This is a genomic window from Leptolyngbya sp. ST-U4, from assembly GCF_039962215.1.
GTDB lineage: Bacteria > Cyanobacteriota > Cyanobacteriia > Elainellales > Elainellaceae > Leptolyngbya_A.
The window spans coordinates 578,718-595,879 of sequence record NZ_JAMPKZ010000001.1; the positions used below are offsets into that span (position 1 = coordinate 578,718).

The window sequence follows — 17,162 nt, forward strand, 5'->3', positions numbered from 1 at the left end:
ATCGGTTCAGGACTTATCGGTTTAGGAAGGTCAGGAAGCGTGGAATCGGGGCAGGCAATCGCGAAGGGGGGGGAGCAGGCGTTGTCGGAATGTCCGGCTCCTCAATGATTTCGGGCAGGGTAGGCGGCAGGTCGTCTTGCTTAGGCGTTGAGGGAAGGACAGGCGGTTTTGCCTGGGGAGCTGCGTCCGGAGCATTGGGTTGAGCGGATTCGGGAGCAGGCTGCTCTACCGGGCGAATCAGGAGGGGCGAGCGATCGTCCTTGGCTTTCCCTGCTGCTTCCGATGGGGATGCTTCAAGTTCGTTTTGAAGCTGCTCTTTCACTTCATCGGCTAACTCTTCTCGAATACTTTCCTCATCGTCGGGCTGCTCTAATTCAGCCGGAATTTCTACGGGAGTCTGTTCAGTTGCGCGATCGAAAGCATTGGGGATGGCTTGGGGCTGCAGTTCAGTCATTTCGTTCCCGGTTTTCTCGGGCAAAGTTTCCTGATCTGGTTCTCGCGTTTTTGCGGGGGTCACTTCTTCGAGCGTTTCTTCGACCGCAGCGGGTTCGGGGGCAGGTGGCGTGTAGTTGGGGTCGGTAAGGCGACGGGCGATCGTCAGCGGAATTTCTCCCCGAATCAAGCGGGATAGGGCATCGGTGCCGTTGGGCTGATAGTTGACGATGCGAATCGTGTTATTAAACGCATTGGGCAGCGGGTTGCCGTTTTCATCCAGCAGTTCGAGCTGAACCCAGTTTCTTCCAGGCTTTAAGCCTTGTAGATAAATCGGCTCCCAGCGATCGAAAGTAAAGCTTTCTCCGTTAATGGTGCAGCGAATTTGCCAGTCGGGAATCGCGTCCTCACTATTTTCTTGAGCGACAAAGTGAAGCGGTGCGTTCGTAAGATAAAAATCAAGCAGGACAGGTTCCGCACCGTAGTTCCCTTTGGGACGGCTGTAGGTCAGCAAGGGCTGGTGAGGGTCGGGATTGTTTTCAGGGGTTTTGGCAAAGATGTGGAAGGTAGTTTCAGCAAAGGCTCCTTCGTTTTTAAAGCTCTCGTGCCAGGGACGGGAGGCAAAAACGCGGATGGTATGGGTTCCGGGTTCGAGGTCGCTTAGAACGATCGGCTCATCGACATCAAAAATCGCCTGATAGGGCTGGTTGTCCAAAATAAAGTGCAGATGATAGCCCAGCTCAAATTCCTCGTCCTTAAACAAGGGCAGATCGCGCACCTGAAGCTTAACAGAGGTTTGCGTGTCTTCCAGCACCTCGTCAGAACGTGGACTCAAGATCGTCACTTGCGGCTGATAAATGTCGGTGTACTGCTTGAGTTCCTGAATCATGCTAGGCGGCGCAATTTCTGCCAGTCGATTTCCCGATCGCGACAGCAGCGGCTTGCGGGCGATACTGCCAGACTGACTACAGCTCACCATTGCCCAACTCAACACCAGCACCAGCATCGGAGCCAGTACGCGCTTCACCACACTCCGCCATTTCATCCTGTCCCGCTCCCTAAACGATCGCCTGTGTGAACAAAACGAGTCAATCAACCCCGATTGATCGAAGTATCAAAGTGATGATTTATCACTAGGGAACATTTTGCCTTAATCAGGAAGCGTTGACGTAGCACGCAGGCAGCAATTTTGGCATTGTTTGCCTGATTCATTGCTCTTTCCTAGCATTGAGTGATGAACTGGGATTGATCGCATTCCCATCGGCAGGGCGCAAGTGTTAGGAAACTGGCACAGAATTGCAGCTTTTAGCAGGCTTAGGGGCAGCGTTATTGCAGGTTTAGATTGATTTGAAGAATTGTGTCGAAACTCAGCAAATTATCAATTTTCGATCGGGTTGATGTCCGATCAAAAACGGTTTAAGGTGTAAGACGATTCCTGTCTGTTTTCTTCCCCAGATCATCGACCTTTCGATAGATTTTCTATTGATTGGAATGGATTGAATCTGGCGGAATTGATTTTTAATCAAAGCAAATCCCAAAGGAAAAGAGCCATGGTTCAACGCGGTTCAAAGGTTCGAGTCCTCCGCCAAACGTCCTTCTGGTACAACGAAGTCGGAACGGTCGCCTCGATCGATCAAAGCGGCATTCGCTATCCAGTAGTTGTCCGGTTTGACTCCGTGAATTACAGCGGATACAGCGGTTCGGCAGGCGGCGTGAACACCAACAATTTCGCCCTCAACGAGCTAGTAGAAGTTGAAGCTCCGGCAAAGCCTGCTACCAAGCCAGCCGCCAAAGCTTAAGTTACTAAAGGCTAGAATGGGAATCGGAACTTGTCTAAAGCATTGCAGCCTATCGCTGTAAAGTTTTCTAGCAGTCCTGTTCCCATTTTTGTTTAGCCGTGCCTGAGCTGCCTGAAGTTGAAACCGTATGTCGGGGTCTAAATCGCGTGACCCTGAATCAATCGATCAGGGGTGGGACTGTGCTGCTTGATCGCACGATCGCCTACCCCTTTTCTGCTGCGGAATTTGTAGAAGGCATAATGGGTCAATCGATCGTCCAGTGGCAGCGTCGCGGCAAATATCTGCTGGCAGAACTGGTAAACGATGCTGGAAAACCTGCGGGCTGGCTAGGAGTTCATCTGCGAATGACCGGACAGTTGCTCTGGATGTTGCAGGATGAGCCGCTGCAAAAGCACTGTCGCGTCAGGCTCTTTTTCCCCAACGATCGTGAACTGCGATTTGTCGATCAGCGCACCTTTGGTCAGATGTGGTACGTGCCGCCCGATCGATCGCCTGGATCGGTGATTTCTGGACTGCAAGGCTTGGGCGTAGAGCCGCTTTCACCGGATTTCACGGTTGAGTATCTCGCAGAGCGACTGCAAAACCGCAAGCGTCCGATCAAAAACGCGCTGCTGGATCAAGCGATCGTCGCAGGCATTGGCAATATTTATGCAGATGAGTCCCTGTTTCTGAGCCAGATTCGCCCGGAAACGCTGGCAGCCAATCTCACTCCAGAGCAGGTCAAACAGCTTCATCAGGCAATTATCAAAGTGTTGCAAGACAGCATTGGCGCAGGCGGAACCACCTTTAGCGACTTTCGAGACATCCAGGGCATTAACGGTAACTACGGCGGCATTGCCTGGGTTTATGATCGCAAAGGCGAACCCTGCCGCAACTGCGAAACCCCGATCGAGCGAATTAAATTAGCGGGGCGATCGGCGCATTATTGCCCGACCTGTCAGCCCTCTGCTTAACCATTTCCCTAATGCAGAATGGGTTGGTTCAACGTAATGAAATAGAGGATCAGTGAAGTAATAGGGCAACACTTTACGGCGATCGGCAAGATAGCTACAGTTTAGTAACTGTGGTTGGTAAATCTTTATGCAAGTGGAGGATGAACGCAAAATTGTTTTCAATGCCTTCCTGATAGTCGTGTTTAATCTAGTTGTTGCCTGCTTCGGAATTGCTCTTTTTGCATGGTATTACACCCCTGGAAATCCTATACGTCCCAACCGTGTTGACATAAACCTAGTTGGTTTTACAGGAATATTTATAGGGGTATCTCAAGCCCTGTATCTTACTCCATTACTGATTTATGCGGCTCGCTCACGAAAGTGGGATTTAGTTAAAGGTGCAGCTTTGGGAGGTATTGTAACTGCGCTGCTAAATGTCGTTCTTCTGCTCATTCTTTCCGAGGGGTAATGTTGTCGGTTAGATGTTGGGTGAGGCTCAGTCCTAGTTACCGTACCCCAACCCTTCATTGCACCGGACTGTTGAAAGCGATCGGCTAGGATGAGAGGCTACTGGCAGCCGGTGAATGTCGCCGTTATACAACTCAGCCCTGAGTGGAGACAGTACCCTTCAGTTATTAGTTATTGGTGAGACGCAATTGTAGAAATTCACGCAATAATTTGCTGGAGTGAAGAGATGCAAAATTGGTACAAGGAAGACCTTGCATACATTCATGATGTTGGTCACAGCGAATATGCTCTCAAATCCGCTCCTGGCATCCTTGATATTTTGGATCAAAATAGGATTCGAGAAGGTTTAGTAGTGGACTTGGGATGTGGAAGTGGATTATCAGCCTTAGAGCTTAGCAAGGCTCATTATCATGTTCTTGGAATCGATATTTCTGAGCCTCTGGTTGCAATTGCTCGAACCAGAGTTCCGGGTGCTGAGTTTCGAGTGGAGTCATTGTTTAAGACCAACATCCCGTCTTGCAATGCTGTTGTCTCAATTGGTGAATGTTTCAACTATCTATTTGATACAGATAACAATTGCCACACGCTGACTCAACTCTTCGATCGCATCTACAGCGCATTAACTCCAGGAGGTGTGTTCCTCTTTGATATTGCAGAACCAGGATAGGGGATGCAAGGAAATAAAACTCAGAGTTTTACTGAAGGGAAAGACTGAATAGTTCTTGTTGAGAAGGAGGAGAATCAAGAGCAGTCAATATTGATTCGTCGCATTATCACTTTACGAAAAGTGGGAGAACATTACAGGCGAGATGAAGAAGTACATCATTTACGACTGTACAAGGCGAAAGACATGGCTGAAAAACTTCGTGAGATAGGGTTCCAGATTCCAGTCATGCGTAGTTATGGTCAATATAAACTACCAAAAGCCCATGCTGCCTTTATTGCACATAAATCAAGATGAAATTGCAAATGAGCAAGCGATCGCCGTATAACAACCGTGTTAGAGCGGATTGAAGAAGTCCTGATGTGGTCTTAGAAATTTTTGCAACCGCTTATCTTGGTCATTAGACCGATAGAGCAAGCGATCGCCCCTCACCTTTCTCGCCCGCCTGCTCCTCTGCTCCCCACAAATCCTGTAATCCTGACAATTCCCTGTCCCACTCCCACCGATCGCGCTCTAATATAGATAACGCTGACTTTCATGGGAACCTATGCTCTTTTCAGATGCCAAACCTGCCCTGCTTGTCCTTGCGGATGGAACCAGCTTTCAGGGATGGTCGTTTGGGGCGACCGGAACGACGATCGGTGAAGTCGTTTTTAATACGGGCATGACAGGCTATCAGGAAGTGCTGACCGACCCCAGCTACGAGGGGCAGATTGTCACCTTTACTTATCCAGAGCTAGGCAATACCGGAGTAAACCCGGACGACGAAGAATCAATTCGTCCTCATGTGCGGGGGGCGATCGCCAAAAACATCTGTTACCGTCCGAGCAACTGGCGATCGACTGAATCCTTGCCCGACTATCTGAAGCGACATCACATTATTGGAATTTACGGCATTGATACCCGCGCGCTGACGCGCAAGATTCGAGCAACGGGGGCAATGAACGGGGCAATTTCAACCGAAGTGCTGGATCCGGCGGATTTGCTGCTTCAGGTGCAGAGAGCTCCGAGCATGGCAGGCTTGAACTTAGTGCGGGGAGTGACAACGCAAAAAGTCTACGAATGGGCTGACCCGACTGAATCGTCCTGGGAGTTTCGCCCCACGTTAGACAGTGCTACTGGGGAACAGTTGACCGTAGTGGCGATCGACTTTGGCATCAAACGCAACATCCTGCGACGGTTGGCAAGCTACGGGTGTCGAGTAATTGTGGTTCCGGCAGATACGCCGCCAGAGGAAATCCTCAAGCTCAATCCAGACGGAATTTTCCTCTCGAATGGACCGGGCGATCCTGCCGCAGTAACTGAGGGCATCGAGACGGCAAGAGCCTTGCTGGAAAGCGAGAAGCCGATGTTTGGCATTTGTATGGGACACCAGATTCTCGGTCTATCGCTGGGGGGTGAAACGTTTAAGCTCAAGTTTGGGCATCGCGGCTTAAATCAGCCCTGCGGGTTGCATCAGCGCGTGGAAATTACCAGTCAGAATCATGGATTTGCGATCGACGCAGACTCCCTGCCAGATGCAGACGTAGAAATTACGCATCTGAATTTGAACGATCGTACAGTTGCCGGATTGCGTCACAAGTCGCTGCCGCTGTTCTCGGTACAGTATCACCCGGAAGCCAGCCCTGGTCCCCACGACGCAGATTATTTGTTCGATAACTTTGTGCAGTCCATGCGCGAACATCGCCAGCAAAGGGCAGGATAGGGTAATTCTTGCTTATTTTTAATCCGGTTTCCTGACCATGCATAAAGTTAAGAAAACGCAGCAATCCTGGTTTCGATCGGCGCTGCGGCTGCGAGGATCGGTGATTCCGGCGGTTTTGCCGCGTACCTTGGTGTGTGGGCTCTTTGCGATCGGCGTTGTGCTGCTCGATCGATTAGGTTATCCAGTGGGTCTGCCTGTGTTAGCGGGCGTGATTCCAAATGTCGTCCTGGGGCTGATGCTGGTGTTTCGCACCAATACTGCCTACGAGCGGTTTTGGGAGGGACGCAAGCTGTGGGGCAGTCTTGTGAACGCCACTCGCAATTTGGCACGACAAATTTGGGTTTCGGTTATTGAAAAAGATCTGCAAGACCGCCAGAATAAGCAAATTATTTTGTCTTTGCTAGCTGGATTTTCAGTTGCAGTGAAGCGGCATCTGAGGCAGGAACCGGTAAATGAGGAGCTAGAAAAACTAGTGCCTCATTCGCAGTACTGCACGCTTAAAACACTGCATAATCCGCCGCTCGAAATTGCCTTCTGGATTCAGGATTATTTGCAGTATCAATATCAGCGGGAATGCCTGAATGTCTATCAGTTTTCTCAGATGCAGCAGTCGCTCAATGCAATGGTAGATTGTCTGGGAGGCTGCGAACGCATTTTGAAAACGCCCATGCCGCTGGCTTACGGAATTCACCTCAAGCAGGTTTTGCTACTTTATTCCCTGACGCTGCCATTTCAATTTGTGGCAGAGCTGCATGGATGGACAGTGGCGATCGTCATTTTAATTAGCTTCATTATGTTTGGGATCGAGGAAATTGGAATTGAGATTGAAAATCCTTTTGGTCACGACGCAAACGACTTACCGCTCGATAGCATTTGTGCCACCATCCAACAAAACATTGAGGAACTGATGCTGCTGGAGCCAAGCAGCGCCCTGCAAAGAAAGCGGCATATTCCCCCTTTTCTAGAGCAAACTTCTCAGCGTGAAAGCGTGAGTTAACTTTAAGCTCAATCGAATTTGATGTAAGGAAATCGCTCGACGAAAAGGCTGAAGAAGAAGCATCTGCTGTTTGGTAGATAATTACTCCTTGCGAATAATTGCAAATGATTTCTATTAGATTACTGCAAAGTATTTTTTAATAGTTGACGGTTCGATAAACTCTCCTCTAGATTAAAGGCAAAGCAGGAATTATCAATGTTGAATCGTTGATCTTTCCTCACCCGGATAACAGCCAACGATAGCTAGCAGTTCTATCTGCTGAGAGAGGAAACTTATATGGTAACGATCGCATCCGCTATTCAAGCTTTCGACCAGGTTCGGGACAATCCAATCCTGCTGGAGAAAAACGTTACCACAGCGATTTGTGAAGGACTAAATATCACTTTAGCGAGCTTTCAAGCCCTCTATTTGCAATATCAAAAGCATCATTTTGTGGTGGAAGGTGCAGAATTTTATTCGCTGCATCAGTTCTTTGATGAGGCATACGGAAAAGTGCAGGATCACGTTCACGCCATTGGTGAGCGGCTCAACGGTCTGGGCGGCGTTCCAGCAGCAAGCTTCACCAAACTGGCAGAACTCTGCTGCTTCACTGTAGAACCGGACGGTATTTTCTCTTGTCGAGATATGGTTGTCCATGACTTAGCAGCAGAGCAGGCAATCATTGGAGTCATTCGGCAGCAGGCAGCTCAAGCAGAGAGTTTAGGCGATCGAGCCACGCGCCTGCTCTATGAGCAAATCTTGCTGCAAACCGAAGATCGAGCGTTCCACCTGGATCACTTCCTGGCGCATGACAGCCTGACTCCGGCATTTACGCTAGCGAGTGTCAATTAGCCGTTTTTGGGTTAACCTCCCAGAGTAACGCTGCAAGGCGAAGCAGTTCCCCCTTACAGGGATTCCCCTTGTAGATATTTGGTCAAGGGCAACAGTAACTCCTCAAGTCCTTAGCCCAATTCCCCAGGGAAAATAAGTAGAGAAAATAAGCTGTCTCTCCCGTGATGGGATGGGCGGCTTTTTTGTAGAACCGGGATGCTCACACTTCATCCGATCGAGCGACTCATTCAGTTTGTACGACTGTAATTTGAACTACAATTTCCGACTGGGTCAGCAATCATAATGAGGCTGTTTGTTGTGATCACTACCGTTTATTGAAAAGGCAGATTAAGCGATCGAAAGGAATCTCAAAGTTAGGTAATTTCTGGCTTCCACAGATTAAAATTCCTTTGCTGCCAGGTTCTCAACTTTTCGCCTATGATCAGCCTAGTGCCAGCCTAGTGCAGCCTATAATCAACGGGTGATGCATGCGTTTTACGGCGATCGACAACATCGCTTGTCCAAACGTCTGCTGACCGTCAGTTGATTGGGCGAGGCAATTGGGCAGGGTGCTTGGGCAGGGTGCTTGGGCAGGATAGTAAAGTTTTGATCGGGGTTTATTAGATTGCTTTCCCTAAATCATTCGTAAACAATCTGTGCGTGAACAATCTGTGCGTAAGTCAAGTGTGACCTTTAAACCATCTGCGAATCCTGCTGCTCTGCCAAAGCGGGTTGAGCATCGTATCCTAAAAGTTTTGTAACGAAGTTCTGTTCAATTTCTGCAATTGTGCCATTCGTTGGTTTTTGCGTCTCAAACTAATTCAATGAACAAGATGATTCGCTTGTTAGAGCAAATAGTTTCTCCGGTACGGTTTTATCTGCGTGGGTTCTGGCGCAGCGTTGCGCTGTTTTCCATTACGCTTGGCCTAATTGTCGGCTGCGGTACTTCTTCAAACTCCCCCACGGCAACCACTTCGAGTCCGGCGGCGGATGGTGCAGCGGCGGGGGGCGGTGATCCCTTTACGGTCGGGATGGTGCTGGTGGGTCCGCGCAACGATTCGGGTTGGAACCAGGCACACTACGACGGAATGCAGGAAGTTCTCCAAAGAATGCCCGACCTCAAGTTTGAGTATGTGGATAAGGTCAACCCTGCCGATCGCCCCAACATCACAGGCGCACAGGTTGCTGATGATCTGATTTCTAAAGGCGCAAAAATGGTCATCTTCAACTCGGATGACTTTAAAGACGATGCGCTGGAGACGGCAAAAAAGCATTCTGATGTGGCGGTCGTTCATGCGTCGGGCGACTATGCCTGGAAAGAGGGTCAGAACTTCAAGAATCAGCCGAACCTGGGTAATATCATGGGGCGGATGGAGTACGGCAAAATGATTGCAGGCTGTGCCGCTGCCCTGGGTTCCGAGAGCGGCAAGATCGGCTACGTTGGTCCGTTGATCAACGATGAAACTCGTCGATACACTTCCGCGGCTTATCTGGGCGCAAAGCACTGCTGGGAAAACTATCGCAACAAGGCAGCGGCTGACCTGGATTTCAAAGTCACCTGGATCGGCTTCTGGTTTAACATTCCGGGTAAAACGCTCGACCCGACTAAAGTGGCAGATGACTATTACAACGGCGGCTACGATGTGGTGATGTCGGGAATTGACACGCCCGAAGTGTCTGCCCAGGCGAAGAAAGCGGCGGAGGCAGGCAAAGCCGTGAAGTATGTCCACTACGACTTTAAGGGCGGCTGCGATCTGGCTCCTGATATCTGCTTAGGCGTGCCCTACTACAACTGGGGAATTCCTTATGAGACGGCGATCCAGAAAACGATGGGCGGTGAAATGCCAAGTGAGTTTGTCTGGCTCGGTCCCGACTGGAAGGACATTAACGCCCCAGCCTCGATGATTGGCTTCCTGCCGGGGAACGCGCTAGGCGACCAGAAAGCCTCGCTGGACAAGTTCATTCAGGGCTTGGGCGATGGCAGCATTAACCCGTACAAGGGTCCGATTAAGCTCCAAGACGGCAGCACCTTTGTAGCAGATGGTAAGACGGCAACCGATCAAGAGATTTGGTATATGCCCCAGCTATTAGAGGGAATGGAAGGAGCCAGCAAGTAAATCAGCTCATAATAAAGAAAGGGGGGTCAGACCAATGGCTGATCCCTTTGCCTTTTTTCTGCCGCCTTTCAGGAATTTGCCTCTTCAGGGATTTGCTATGAGAGTTGAACTTCAGGACATCAGCAAGCGGTTCGGCACGGTTCAGGCAAACGATCGCATTTCGCTTACGGTCGAGGCAGGGAGCATCCACGGACTGCTGGGCGAAAACGGTGCGGGAAAAAGTACACTGGTCAAGATTCTCAGCGGCTTTATCACCAAGGATTCCGGTCGATTGCTGCTGGACGGTAGGGAAACCGAGATTCGCACACCCGCCGATGCGATGAAGGTCGGAATCGGAATGCTGCACCAAGATCCGCTCGATTTTCCGCCCCTAAGCGTCCTGGAAAATTTTATGGTGGGCAAGTCGGGCAGTCTGCTAATGGCTCGATCGCGGGTCGTGCGGCAGTTTCGGGAGCTAGCAGCTCAATTTAATTTTGATTTGAATCTCTACGCCAAAGTGGGCAATCTTACCGTCGGCGAACGGCAGCAGCTTGAGATTTTGCGCTTGCTTTCACTGGGCGTGAATACGCTGATTTTGGATGAGCCAACAACTGGCATTTCGGCAGCCCAGAAAGACGCTTTGTTTGCAGCAGCGCGCAAGTTAGCAGACCAGGGTAAATCGGTGATTTTTGTATCGCACAAGCTCGAAGACGTGAATCAGTTGTGCGACCGCCTCACTGTGATGCGTCAGGGTCAGGTGGTGGGAAATTTGCCCGTGCCCTGTGCTGAGGCTGAGCTAATTAACCTGATCTTTGGACATGAACTGGCTCCTCCCGTCAAACCGCCGACCCAGCGAGACCAAATTGCCCTCGATCTGGAAAACGTGATGCTGATCAGCGATCGGCTTCAGATTCGGATCGATCGGCTCACGGTGAATCAGGGCGAGGTCGTTGGCTTAGCCGGGCTCGAAGGCAGCGGTCAACAGCTTTTGCTTCAGCTTTGCGCCGGACTGCTCAAAACGCCTACCGGACAAATTTGCGTTAACGGACAAAACCTCACGCAGCAGCCTTATCCGGCGTATCTGAATGGGGGAATTGGCTACTCGCCCGCCGATCGCCTCCGAGAAGGACTGATTCCGGGTTTAACCATTCAAGAGCACGTTGCCCTGCGGACTCCTGCGAAAAGCTGGTTTATTGATTGGAAAGACATTCTGGACAAAACCCAGCGATCGATCGCCCTGTTTAACATTCGTGGCAAACCGAGCAGCACAGTCGAGCGGCTTTCCGGCGGCAACCAGCAGCGTACCCAGCTTTCGCTTTTACCTGTCCCGCTCAACCTCCTGTTAATGGAACAGCCGACTCGCGGCTTGGATATTGAGTCTACGCTGTGGGTCTGGCAGCAGTTGATTGCCCGATGCGAAGGCGGCACAACGATCTTGTTTACCTCTTCCGATCTCGATGAGATTATGCAGTACAGCGATCGGGTGATTGTATTCAGCAGTGGGAAAATGTCTCAGCCGATTGATGCTTCACAGTTGACAGTCGATCGCCTGGGACAGATGATTGGCGGTCGATTTGATGCGCTGCTCAACGCAGATAGCCCGCCTGATTACCCTACACCGGAAATTGCAAAGCAATCGACCAAGCAAAACGTCATGGGTTAGTTTCCCATCTTCTCGCCATGCCCAAACTTTCTCAATCGACTGTTTATCAAGCCAGCGCGATCGTTTTATCGCTGCTGTTTATTGCCGTTGTCATTGTTCTGGTGGGCGGTTCTCCGATCGAGGTGCTGACGAATATGTTTTCTGGGGCATTTAGCACTTCTGATCAGGTTGCGCGGGTCGTGATGACGCTGGTTCCGCTCGTGCTTTGCACCTGTGGACTGCTGTTTACCTTCACGGCTGGGCTGTATAACCTGGGCATTGAGGGACAGATTTCCTTCGGGGCGATCGCCTCCATGGTTCCGATTCAATTGTTTCAGGATGTGCTGCCGCCGTTTGTGGTGATTGTGCTGGCAATTGGGGCAGGCATTGTGGGCGGGGCATTGTGGGGACTGCTGACAGGCATCCTCAACGTCTACGGGCGCATCAATGAAATCTTTGCCGGACTAGGACTTAACTTTGTCGCCGACGGGCTGGCAATTTATCTGATTTTTGGTCCCTGGAAACGTCCGGGCGTTGCCTCCATGAGCGGCACAGAGCAGTTTAGCGAATCCCTCTGGCTACCTACCTTTGGCAGCACAGGAGCAAGTCCGATCGCCTTAATTCTGGCTCTGCTGGTGCTGGCAGCGACGATCGTGGTCATGCGCGGTACTTACTTCGGGCTGAAGCTCAAAGCGGTGGGTCAAAACCTGCGAGCCTCCTACGTTCTCGGCATCCCATCCATTCAGCAGCTTTTGAGCGCGTTTGCGATTTGCGGAGCCTGTGCCGGACTCGCGGGCGCATTGCAGGTGCTTGCCGTCTTCCATCGCTTGATTCCCACCGTTTCCAGCAATCTGGGCTATTTGTCGCTGCTGATCGCCATGCTCATCGGCTCGAATGCGTGGCTGATTCTCCCGATCGGCTTTTTCTTCAGTGCCCTCAACATTGGCAGCCTTCAACTTCCCCTCGCGCTCGATCTAGAATCCTCTCTCTCCGGCGTCATCCAGGGCACGATCGTTCTCTTCGCCCTCCTGGGACGGGGCTTCAGCCAGCGCAAACAATCGCCTACGCAACCCACAAGCTAACCCAAAAATTTGCGGCGATGGGCACGTCAGGACACCCACTCCACAAGATCCTGAATCCTATTCCCTGCTCCTCCCATTTCCCCGTCCCCTCACCCTTCCACTCATCCCCTCTCTACCCGCATGACTCCTGCCCAAATCATCGCCATTCTCGCCGTCGCGATCGCTACCTCCACGCCCCTGATTTTTGCTGCCGTTGGCGAAACGATTACCGAACGGGCTGGCGTCATCAACCTCTCTGCTGAAGGAACCATTTTGCTTTCAGCCATGGTCGGCTTTGCAGTCGCGAAAACCACTGAAGGAATGGGTACAGTGCCCTGCTTGCTGCTGGGATTTGGGGCGGCGGCGATTACGGGGGCAGCGATCGCGCTCATCGTGGCTTTTGGGGCACTGACGCTTCAGCAATCTCAGGTGGCGATCGGGTTTGTGCTGGCATTGCTCTGTGCCGATTTGTCTTCGTTTTTGGGCAACCCGTTTGTGCGAATTCCGGGGCCGGTTGTGCCCAGTTTCAAGCTGCCGCTGCTGCAAAATATTCCGCTCTTGGGACCGCTTTTGTTTCAAAGCGATTTGCTCGTGTATTGCAGCTATCTGCTGATTATTGGCACGGCGTTTTTCTTTTATCGCACCCGTCCAGGACTGATGCTAAGGGCGATCGGCGAACAGCCTGCAGCGGCATTTGTGCGCGGAACGAATGTGGTGCTGATGCGCTATCTTTATACCCTGTTGGGCGGCGCGTTGATGGGCATTGCCGGAGCAGCGTTTTCGCTCGACTTCAAAGCGGGCTGGAGTCATCGGCATACCGCAGGCTATGGCTGGATTGTATTGGCGATCGTCATTTTCGGCGGCTGGAATCCGTTACGGGCTGCGTTTGGCTGCTATCTGTTTGGCATTCTCCAATCTTTAGCCAGCGTTGCCCAAAGTGCGTTACCCAACGTTCCCACGCAGGTTCTCACCGTTGCTCCATTTGTATTGATGATTTTATTCCTCGTATTGACTTCGAGTGAATGGCTCGAACGTCTCCTCAAACGTCTTCCGCCTGCTGTCAGTCGATCGATCGGGCAAATGATTCACAGTACGCCGCCTGCCGCCTTGGGACGGGTGTTTCAGCAGGATTAAACAGGGTTAAATAGGAGGAACACGATGCAGCAAACTGTTCAGCAGAAAGCTCTAGCGGATTCTGTGATCTGGAATGACTGGTATGGGGTTGCCCGTTCCGTCGATCTTCAGCCGGGGGTTCTCGTTCCTGTGCGTCTTTTGGATGCCAATGTGGTACTTTGGCGGACTGAATCGGGTGAGGTTTGTGCCTGGGACGATCGCTGTCCCCATCGCAGTGTGCAGCTCTCTCAGGGAAAAATTGTCGATGATCGCGTCATTTGCAGCTATCACGGGTTAGCCTATGCCCCGGACGGTCGATGTGTTGATGTGCCTGCTCATCCAGATTACATTCCGCCCAAGCAAGCCTGCGTTCGCCGCTATGCCGTGCAGGAAAAATATGGACTGGTGTTTGTTTCTCTAGGAGAACCGCAGCAGGAGATTCCCGACTTTGCTGAGTGGCATGATCCGGCGTACGGTCGCGTGATTACTGGACCTCATCCCTGTAGCGCGAACGGCTATCGGGCGATCGAAAACTTCCTCGACGTGGCGCATTTCTCCTTTGTGCATGAGGGCATTTTGGGCAGCCGCGAAAAGCCGGAAGTGGGAGATTACCAGGTGACGATCGATCAGTCTGGCGTGTGGCTCCACGACATTCGCTACTGGCAGCCCGACCCCGACGGTACAGGGCAGGGTGCGTTTGTGCAGTATGACTACTGGGCACTGCGTCCACTCGTTGCCGTGCTGCGAAAGACAATGCCAAATGGACATTTGCTCAATATTTTCTACTTTGTTACACCGGTCAGCGAAGTTGAGATGATTGGCTGGATGTGCCTCACGTTCAACTTCAAAGAAGAAATGGATGAAGCTGCCGCCCAAGCATTTCAGGAAAAAGTTTTTGCTCAAGATGGTGCAAACCTGGAATCCCACTCGCCTCAACAATTGCCGCTCTATACCCCGCAGCTCGAATTTCATTTGCCCTGCGATCGAGGGTCGCTTGCCTATCGCAAATGGCTCAAACAGTTAGGCGTTACTTATGGCACGATCTGATCTAATAACGTATTAATTTGAGTTAGAAATTCTATGTTTCAGCGCATTGTTGAACTGATGTATTTTGTACCCGATCGTCATGAAGCAACCGCTTGGTATGCCAAACTATTTGATGCTCCCATCACCTATCTCGATCATCCCGATCATTTTTTTGTGTTGGTGGGTGATCAGGAAATCTGGTTTAGTGAAGCCGATCGCAAAGTCTCTGCCGGAACTGCCGGGCAGGTCGCTTACTGGCGTGTTGACTGTTTCGATACTGCACTGGAAAAAGCGATGCAAATGGGTGCAGTTTTATATCGCGGTCCGCTCGATCGCGGCGATGGAAGCTGGATGTGCCAGGTCAAAGATCCGTTTGGCAATTTGTTAGGTTTCTTTGGGACTCGACGCAGCGAGTAATACTATTCGGGTCGCGTATTCTGCTCGATTCGACTCAGTAAATCAACGATCGCAATCAATCCCTGAGTTGCTAAATAAATAATTCCAATCAGCACGACAATCAGCAAAAACAAAACCATAATCAGCGACAGCGGAACGGGTGCGCCGACCACTCGAACACTGGTTAAAAAGAAAACGACGATCGCTACAATCAACAAACAGCCGACAATTTGAAGGGTTTTGGCGATCGCAACAAAGCGAGTATAGAGACGTTCAGATTCTAAGTTTTCAGGAGTCATCATTCAACAAAAAATAAGGGCAGGCTTAGCCCACCCCTTATTCTAAAGGACTTCACTCATTCTGATGTCAAACACCGTCTCAAAACTTATGCACCAACTGCTTCTTTTGCAGCATATAAAACCTCAGCCGTAATCGATTCAATTCCTCGATCGCGGGCAAACTTTTCGGTATTTCGCTTCACTTTGCCGCGCACAAATCCGGGAATTTTATTCAGTTCGGCTAAGCCATCTTTGCTCCAGTTGAGGTCAGATTCTGCCGACATGCCTTTGGTAATCACTTCTTTGGTATCGTGACCGCCAAAGATTTCCAGCAGGTGATCTTCCATGCCCAACGTGAAGGAGTTATACACCAGATCCACAAGCTGGTTTGCGCCTTCATAGCCCACGTACGGACGATAGCCAACCGGGAAGTTCTGAATATGAATCGGAGCCGCAATCACGCCGCAGGGAATATCCAGACGCTTGCCGACGTGGCGTTCCATTTGCGTTCCAAAAATGGCGGCAGGTTCTAAACGGGCGATCGCATTTCCGATTTCGGCGTTATCTTCGCTGATTAAGATTTCATCACAGTATTCGCTGACCTGTTCCCTAAACCATTCCGCATCGTATTTACAGTACGTTCCCGCCAGCACAACGCGAATGCCCATTTCTCTTGCCAAAACTTTCGTTAAAGCAGCCGCGTGCGTATTGTCGCCAAACACGACCGCTTTTTTTCCAGTCAGGTTCTGACAGTCGATCGATCGCGAAAACCAGACCGCCTGCGACACAAATCGCGTTTGCTCATCGATAAAGGGTTCGTAATCTGCGCTGTGCCCTTGTGCGTTGACAATTTGCTGAATTGCCCGAATGCACCGTGCCGTTTCTACGACACCCATCGGCGTGATATCCACAAACGGAGTACCAAACTGCGCCTGCAAATATTCAGCGGTCATCAAGCCCAGTTCACGATAGGGTAGCAGGTTAAACCAGGCGCGCGGCAGGGTTTTCAGCTCATGCACCGAAGCCTGGTCAGGAATCACGACATTCACCTCAATGCCCAGATCGCCCATCAGCTTTCGCAGTTCGCGGCAGTCGTGCTGATTGTGGAAGCCCAGGGTTGAGATACCGATGATATTCACCGAAGGTTTCTCGGTTTTGTCGGTGATCAGTTCACCTTTTTTGCGAGCTTTGTCGATGTAGAACCGAACGATTTGCTGAAGCGTACGATCGGCTGCCTGAAGCTCATTGAAGCGATAGTGATTCACATCCGCCAGCAGCACATCGCCTTTTGCCTCGATCTGGGCACGCTCGACAAAGTTTTGCAAGTCTTCCTGAAGAATGCTGGAGGTGCAGGTTGGCGTCAGCACAATCAGATCGGGGTGCTCTTCGGCATCTTTGCGTGTGATGTTGTCCACCACTTTTTCCTGCGATCCCCGCGCTAATACATGGCGATCGACCACGCTTGTCGTCACGGGCGTAAAGTCGCGCTCTCGCTCCAGCATGGAACGCATGACGTTAAAATAATCGTCCCCCAGAGGCGCGTGCATGATGGCATGAACGTTTTTAAAGGAGCTGGCAATGCGTAGCGTGCCAATGTGAGCGGGTCCGGCATACATCCAGTAAGCCAATTTCATAAACCGAAAATCTCCGTATGCTGAGGGTCTTCACTCGACAAGGCAACGAGGCTGAGGATCAAGGTTGAAGCTGTTCTTGATTGTCTCAAACCTACGGCAAACTGGGGAA

At 51.0% G+C, this 17,162-nt stretch carries 15 protein-coding genes and 1 pseudogene; 13 read left to right on the forward strand and 3 right to left on the reverse strand.

The window, feature by feature from the left end; translation table 11 throughout:
• Positions 1 to 13 precede the first annotated feature (13 nt).
• A complete protein-coding gene (locus tag NDA02_RS02515) occupies positions 14 to 1,477 on the reverse strand; it encodes a hypothetical protein (RefSeq protein ID WP_348254350.1) in 1,464 nt (487 codons plus the stop codon).
• 505 nt (positions 1,478 to 1,982) lie between these two features.
• Here NDA02_RS02515 and NDA02_RS02520 point away from each other — a divergent pair.
• From NDA02_RS02520 to NDA02_RS02580, 13 genes and pseudogenes are all read left to right on the forward strand, one after another.
• Positions 1,983 to 2,231, forward strand: a complete 249-nt coding sequence (locus NDA02_RS02520; RefSeq protein WP_190789733.1) for a photosystem I reaction center subunit IV — start codon at positions 1,983 to 1,985, stop codon at positions 2,229 to 2,231.
• Positions 2,232 to 2,329: 98 nt separating this feature from the next.
• Positions 2,330 to 3,184 carry a DNA-formamidopyrimidine glycosylase gene (locus NDA02_RS02525; RefSeq protein ID WP_190789732.1) on the forward strand — a complete coding sequence of 285 codons (855 nt, stop codon included), beginning with the start codon at positions 2,330 to 2,332 and terminating at the stop codon, positions 3,182 to 3,184.
• A 127-nt stretch (positions 3,185 to 3,311) separates the two neighbouring features.
• Positions 3,312 to 3,632, forward strand: a complete 321-nt coding sequence (locus NDA02_RS02530; protein ID WP_348254352.1) for a hypothetical protein — start codon at positions 3,312 to 3,314, stop codon at positions 3,630 to 3,632.
• A gap of 225 nt (positions 3,633 to 3,857) precedes the next feature.
• A pseudogene (locus NDA02_RS02535) lies at positions 3,858 to 4,592 on the forward strand (class I SAM-dependent methyltransferase).
• A gap of 250 nt (positions 4,593 to 4,842) precedes the next feature.
• Positions 4,843 to 6,000, forward strand: a complete 1,158-nt coding sequence (gene carA, locus NDA02_RS02540; protein WP_348254354.1) for a glutamine-hydrolyzing carbamoyl-phosphate synthase small subunit — start codon at positions 4,843 to 4,845, stop codon at positions 5,998 to 6,000.
• A 37-nt stretch (positions 6,001 to 6,037) separates the two neighbouring features.
• A complete protein-coding gene (locus tag NDA02_RS02545) occupies positions 6,038 to 6,997 on the forward strand; it encodes a bestrophin family ion channel (RefSeq protein WP_348245959.1) in 960 nt (319 codons plus the stop codon).
• A 276-nt stretch (positions 6,998 to 7,273) separates the two neighbouring features.
• A complete protein-coding gene (locus tag NDA02_RS02550) occupies positions 7,274 to 7,828 on the forward strand; it encodes a DNA starvation/stationary phase protection protein (RefSeq protein WP_190792708.1) in 555 nt (184 codons plus the stop codon).
• Positions 7,829 to 8,631: 803 nt separating this feature from the next.
• A complete protein-coding gene (locus tag NDA02_RS02555; RefSeq protein ID WP_242067415.1) occupies positions 8,632 to 9,924 on the forward strand; it encodes a BMP family ABC transporter substrate-binding protein in 1,293 nt (430 codons plus the stop codon).
• A 97-nt stretch (positions 9,925 to 10,021) separates the two neighbouring features.
• A complete protein-coding gene (locus NDA02_RS02560) occupies positions 10,022 to 11,566 on the forward strand; it encodes an ATP-binding cassette domain-containing protein (protein ID WP_348254356.1) in 1,545 nt (514 codons plus the stop codon).
• 17 nt (positions 11,567 to 11,583) lie between these two features.
• The gene (locus NDA02_RS02565; RefSeq protein ID WP_190792710.1) at positions 11,584 to 12,627 is read left to right on the forward strand and encodes an ABC transporter permease; all 1,044 of its coding nucleotides are present in this window, start codon (positions 11,584 to 11,586) and stop codon (positions 12,625 to 12,627) included.
• A 120-nt stretch (positions 12,628 to 12,747) separates the two neighbouring features.
• Positions 12,748 to 13,740, forward strand: coding sequence for an ABC transporter permease (locus NDA02_RS02570; protein WP_348254358.1), 993 nt, complete (start codon positions 12,748 to 12,750; stop codon positions 13,738 to 13,740).
• A 24-nt stretch (positions 13,741 to 13,764) separates the two neighbouring features.
• Complete coding sequence (locus tag NDA02_RS02575) at positions 13,765 to 14,766, forward strand: aromatic ring-hydroxylating dioxygenase subunit alpha (protein ID WP_190792712.1); 1,002 nt, start codon at positions 13,765 to 13,767, stop codon at positions 14,764 to 14,766.
• A gap of 33 nt (positions 14,767 to 14,799) precedes the next feature.
• A complete protein-coding gene (locus NDA02_RS02580) occupies positions 14,800 to 15,162 on the forward strand; it encodes a VOC family protein (RefSeq protein WP_190792713.1) in 363 nt (120 codons plus the stop codon).
• Between the two features lie 2 nt (positions 15,163 to 15,164).
• Here NDA02_RS02580 and NDA02_RS02585 read toward each other — a convergent pair whose 3' ends face one another.
• A complete protein-coding gene (locus tag NDA02_RS02585) occupies positions 15,165 to 15,440 on the reverse strand; it encodes a hypothetical protein (protein WP_190792714.1) in 276 nt (91 codons plus the stop codon).
• An 86-nt stretch (positions 15,441 to 15,526) separates the two neighbouring features.
• Complete coding sequence (bchB, locus tag NDA02_RS02590) at positions 15,527 to 17,053, reverse strand: ferredoxin:protochlorophyllide reductase (ATP-dependent) subunit B (RefSeq protein WP_348254360.1); 1,527 nt, start codon at positions 17,051 to 17,053, stop codon at positions 15,527 to 15,529.
• Positions 17,054 to 17,162: the final 109 nt, after the last annotated feature.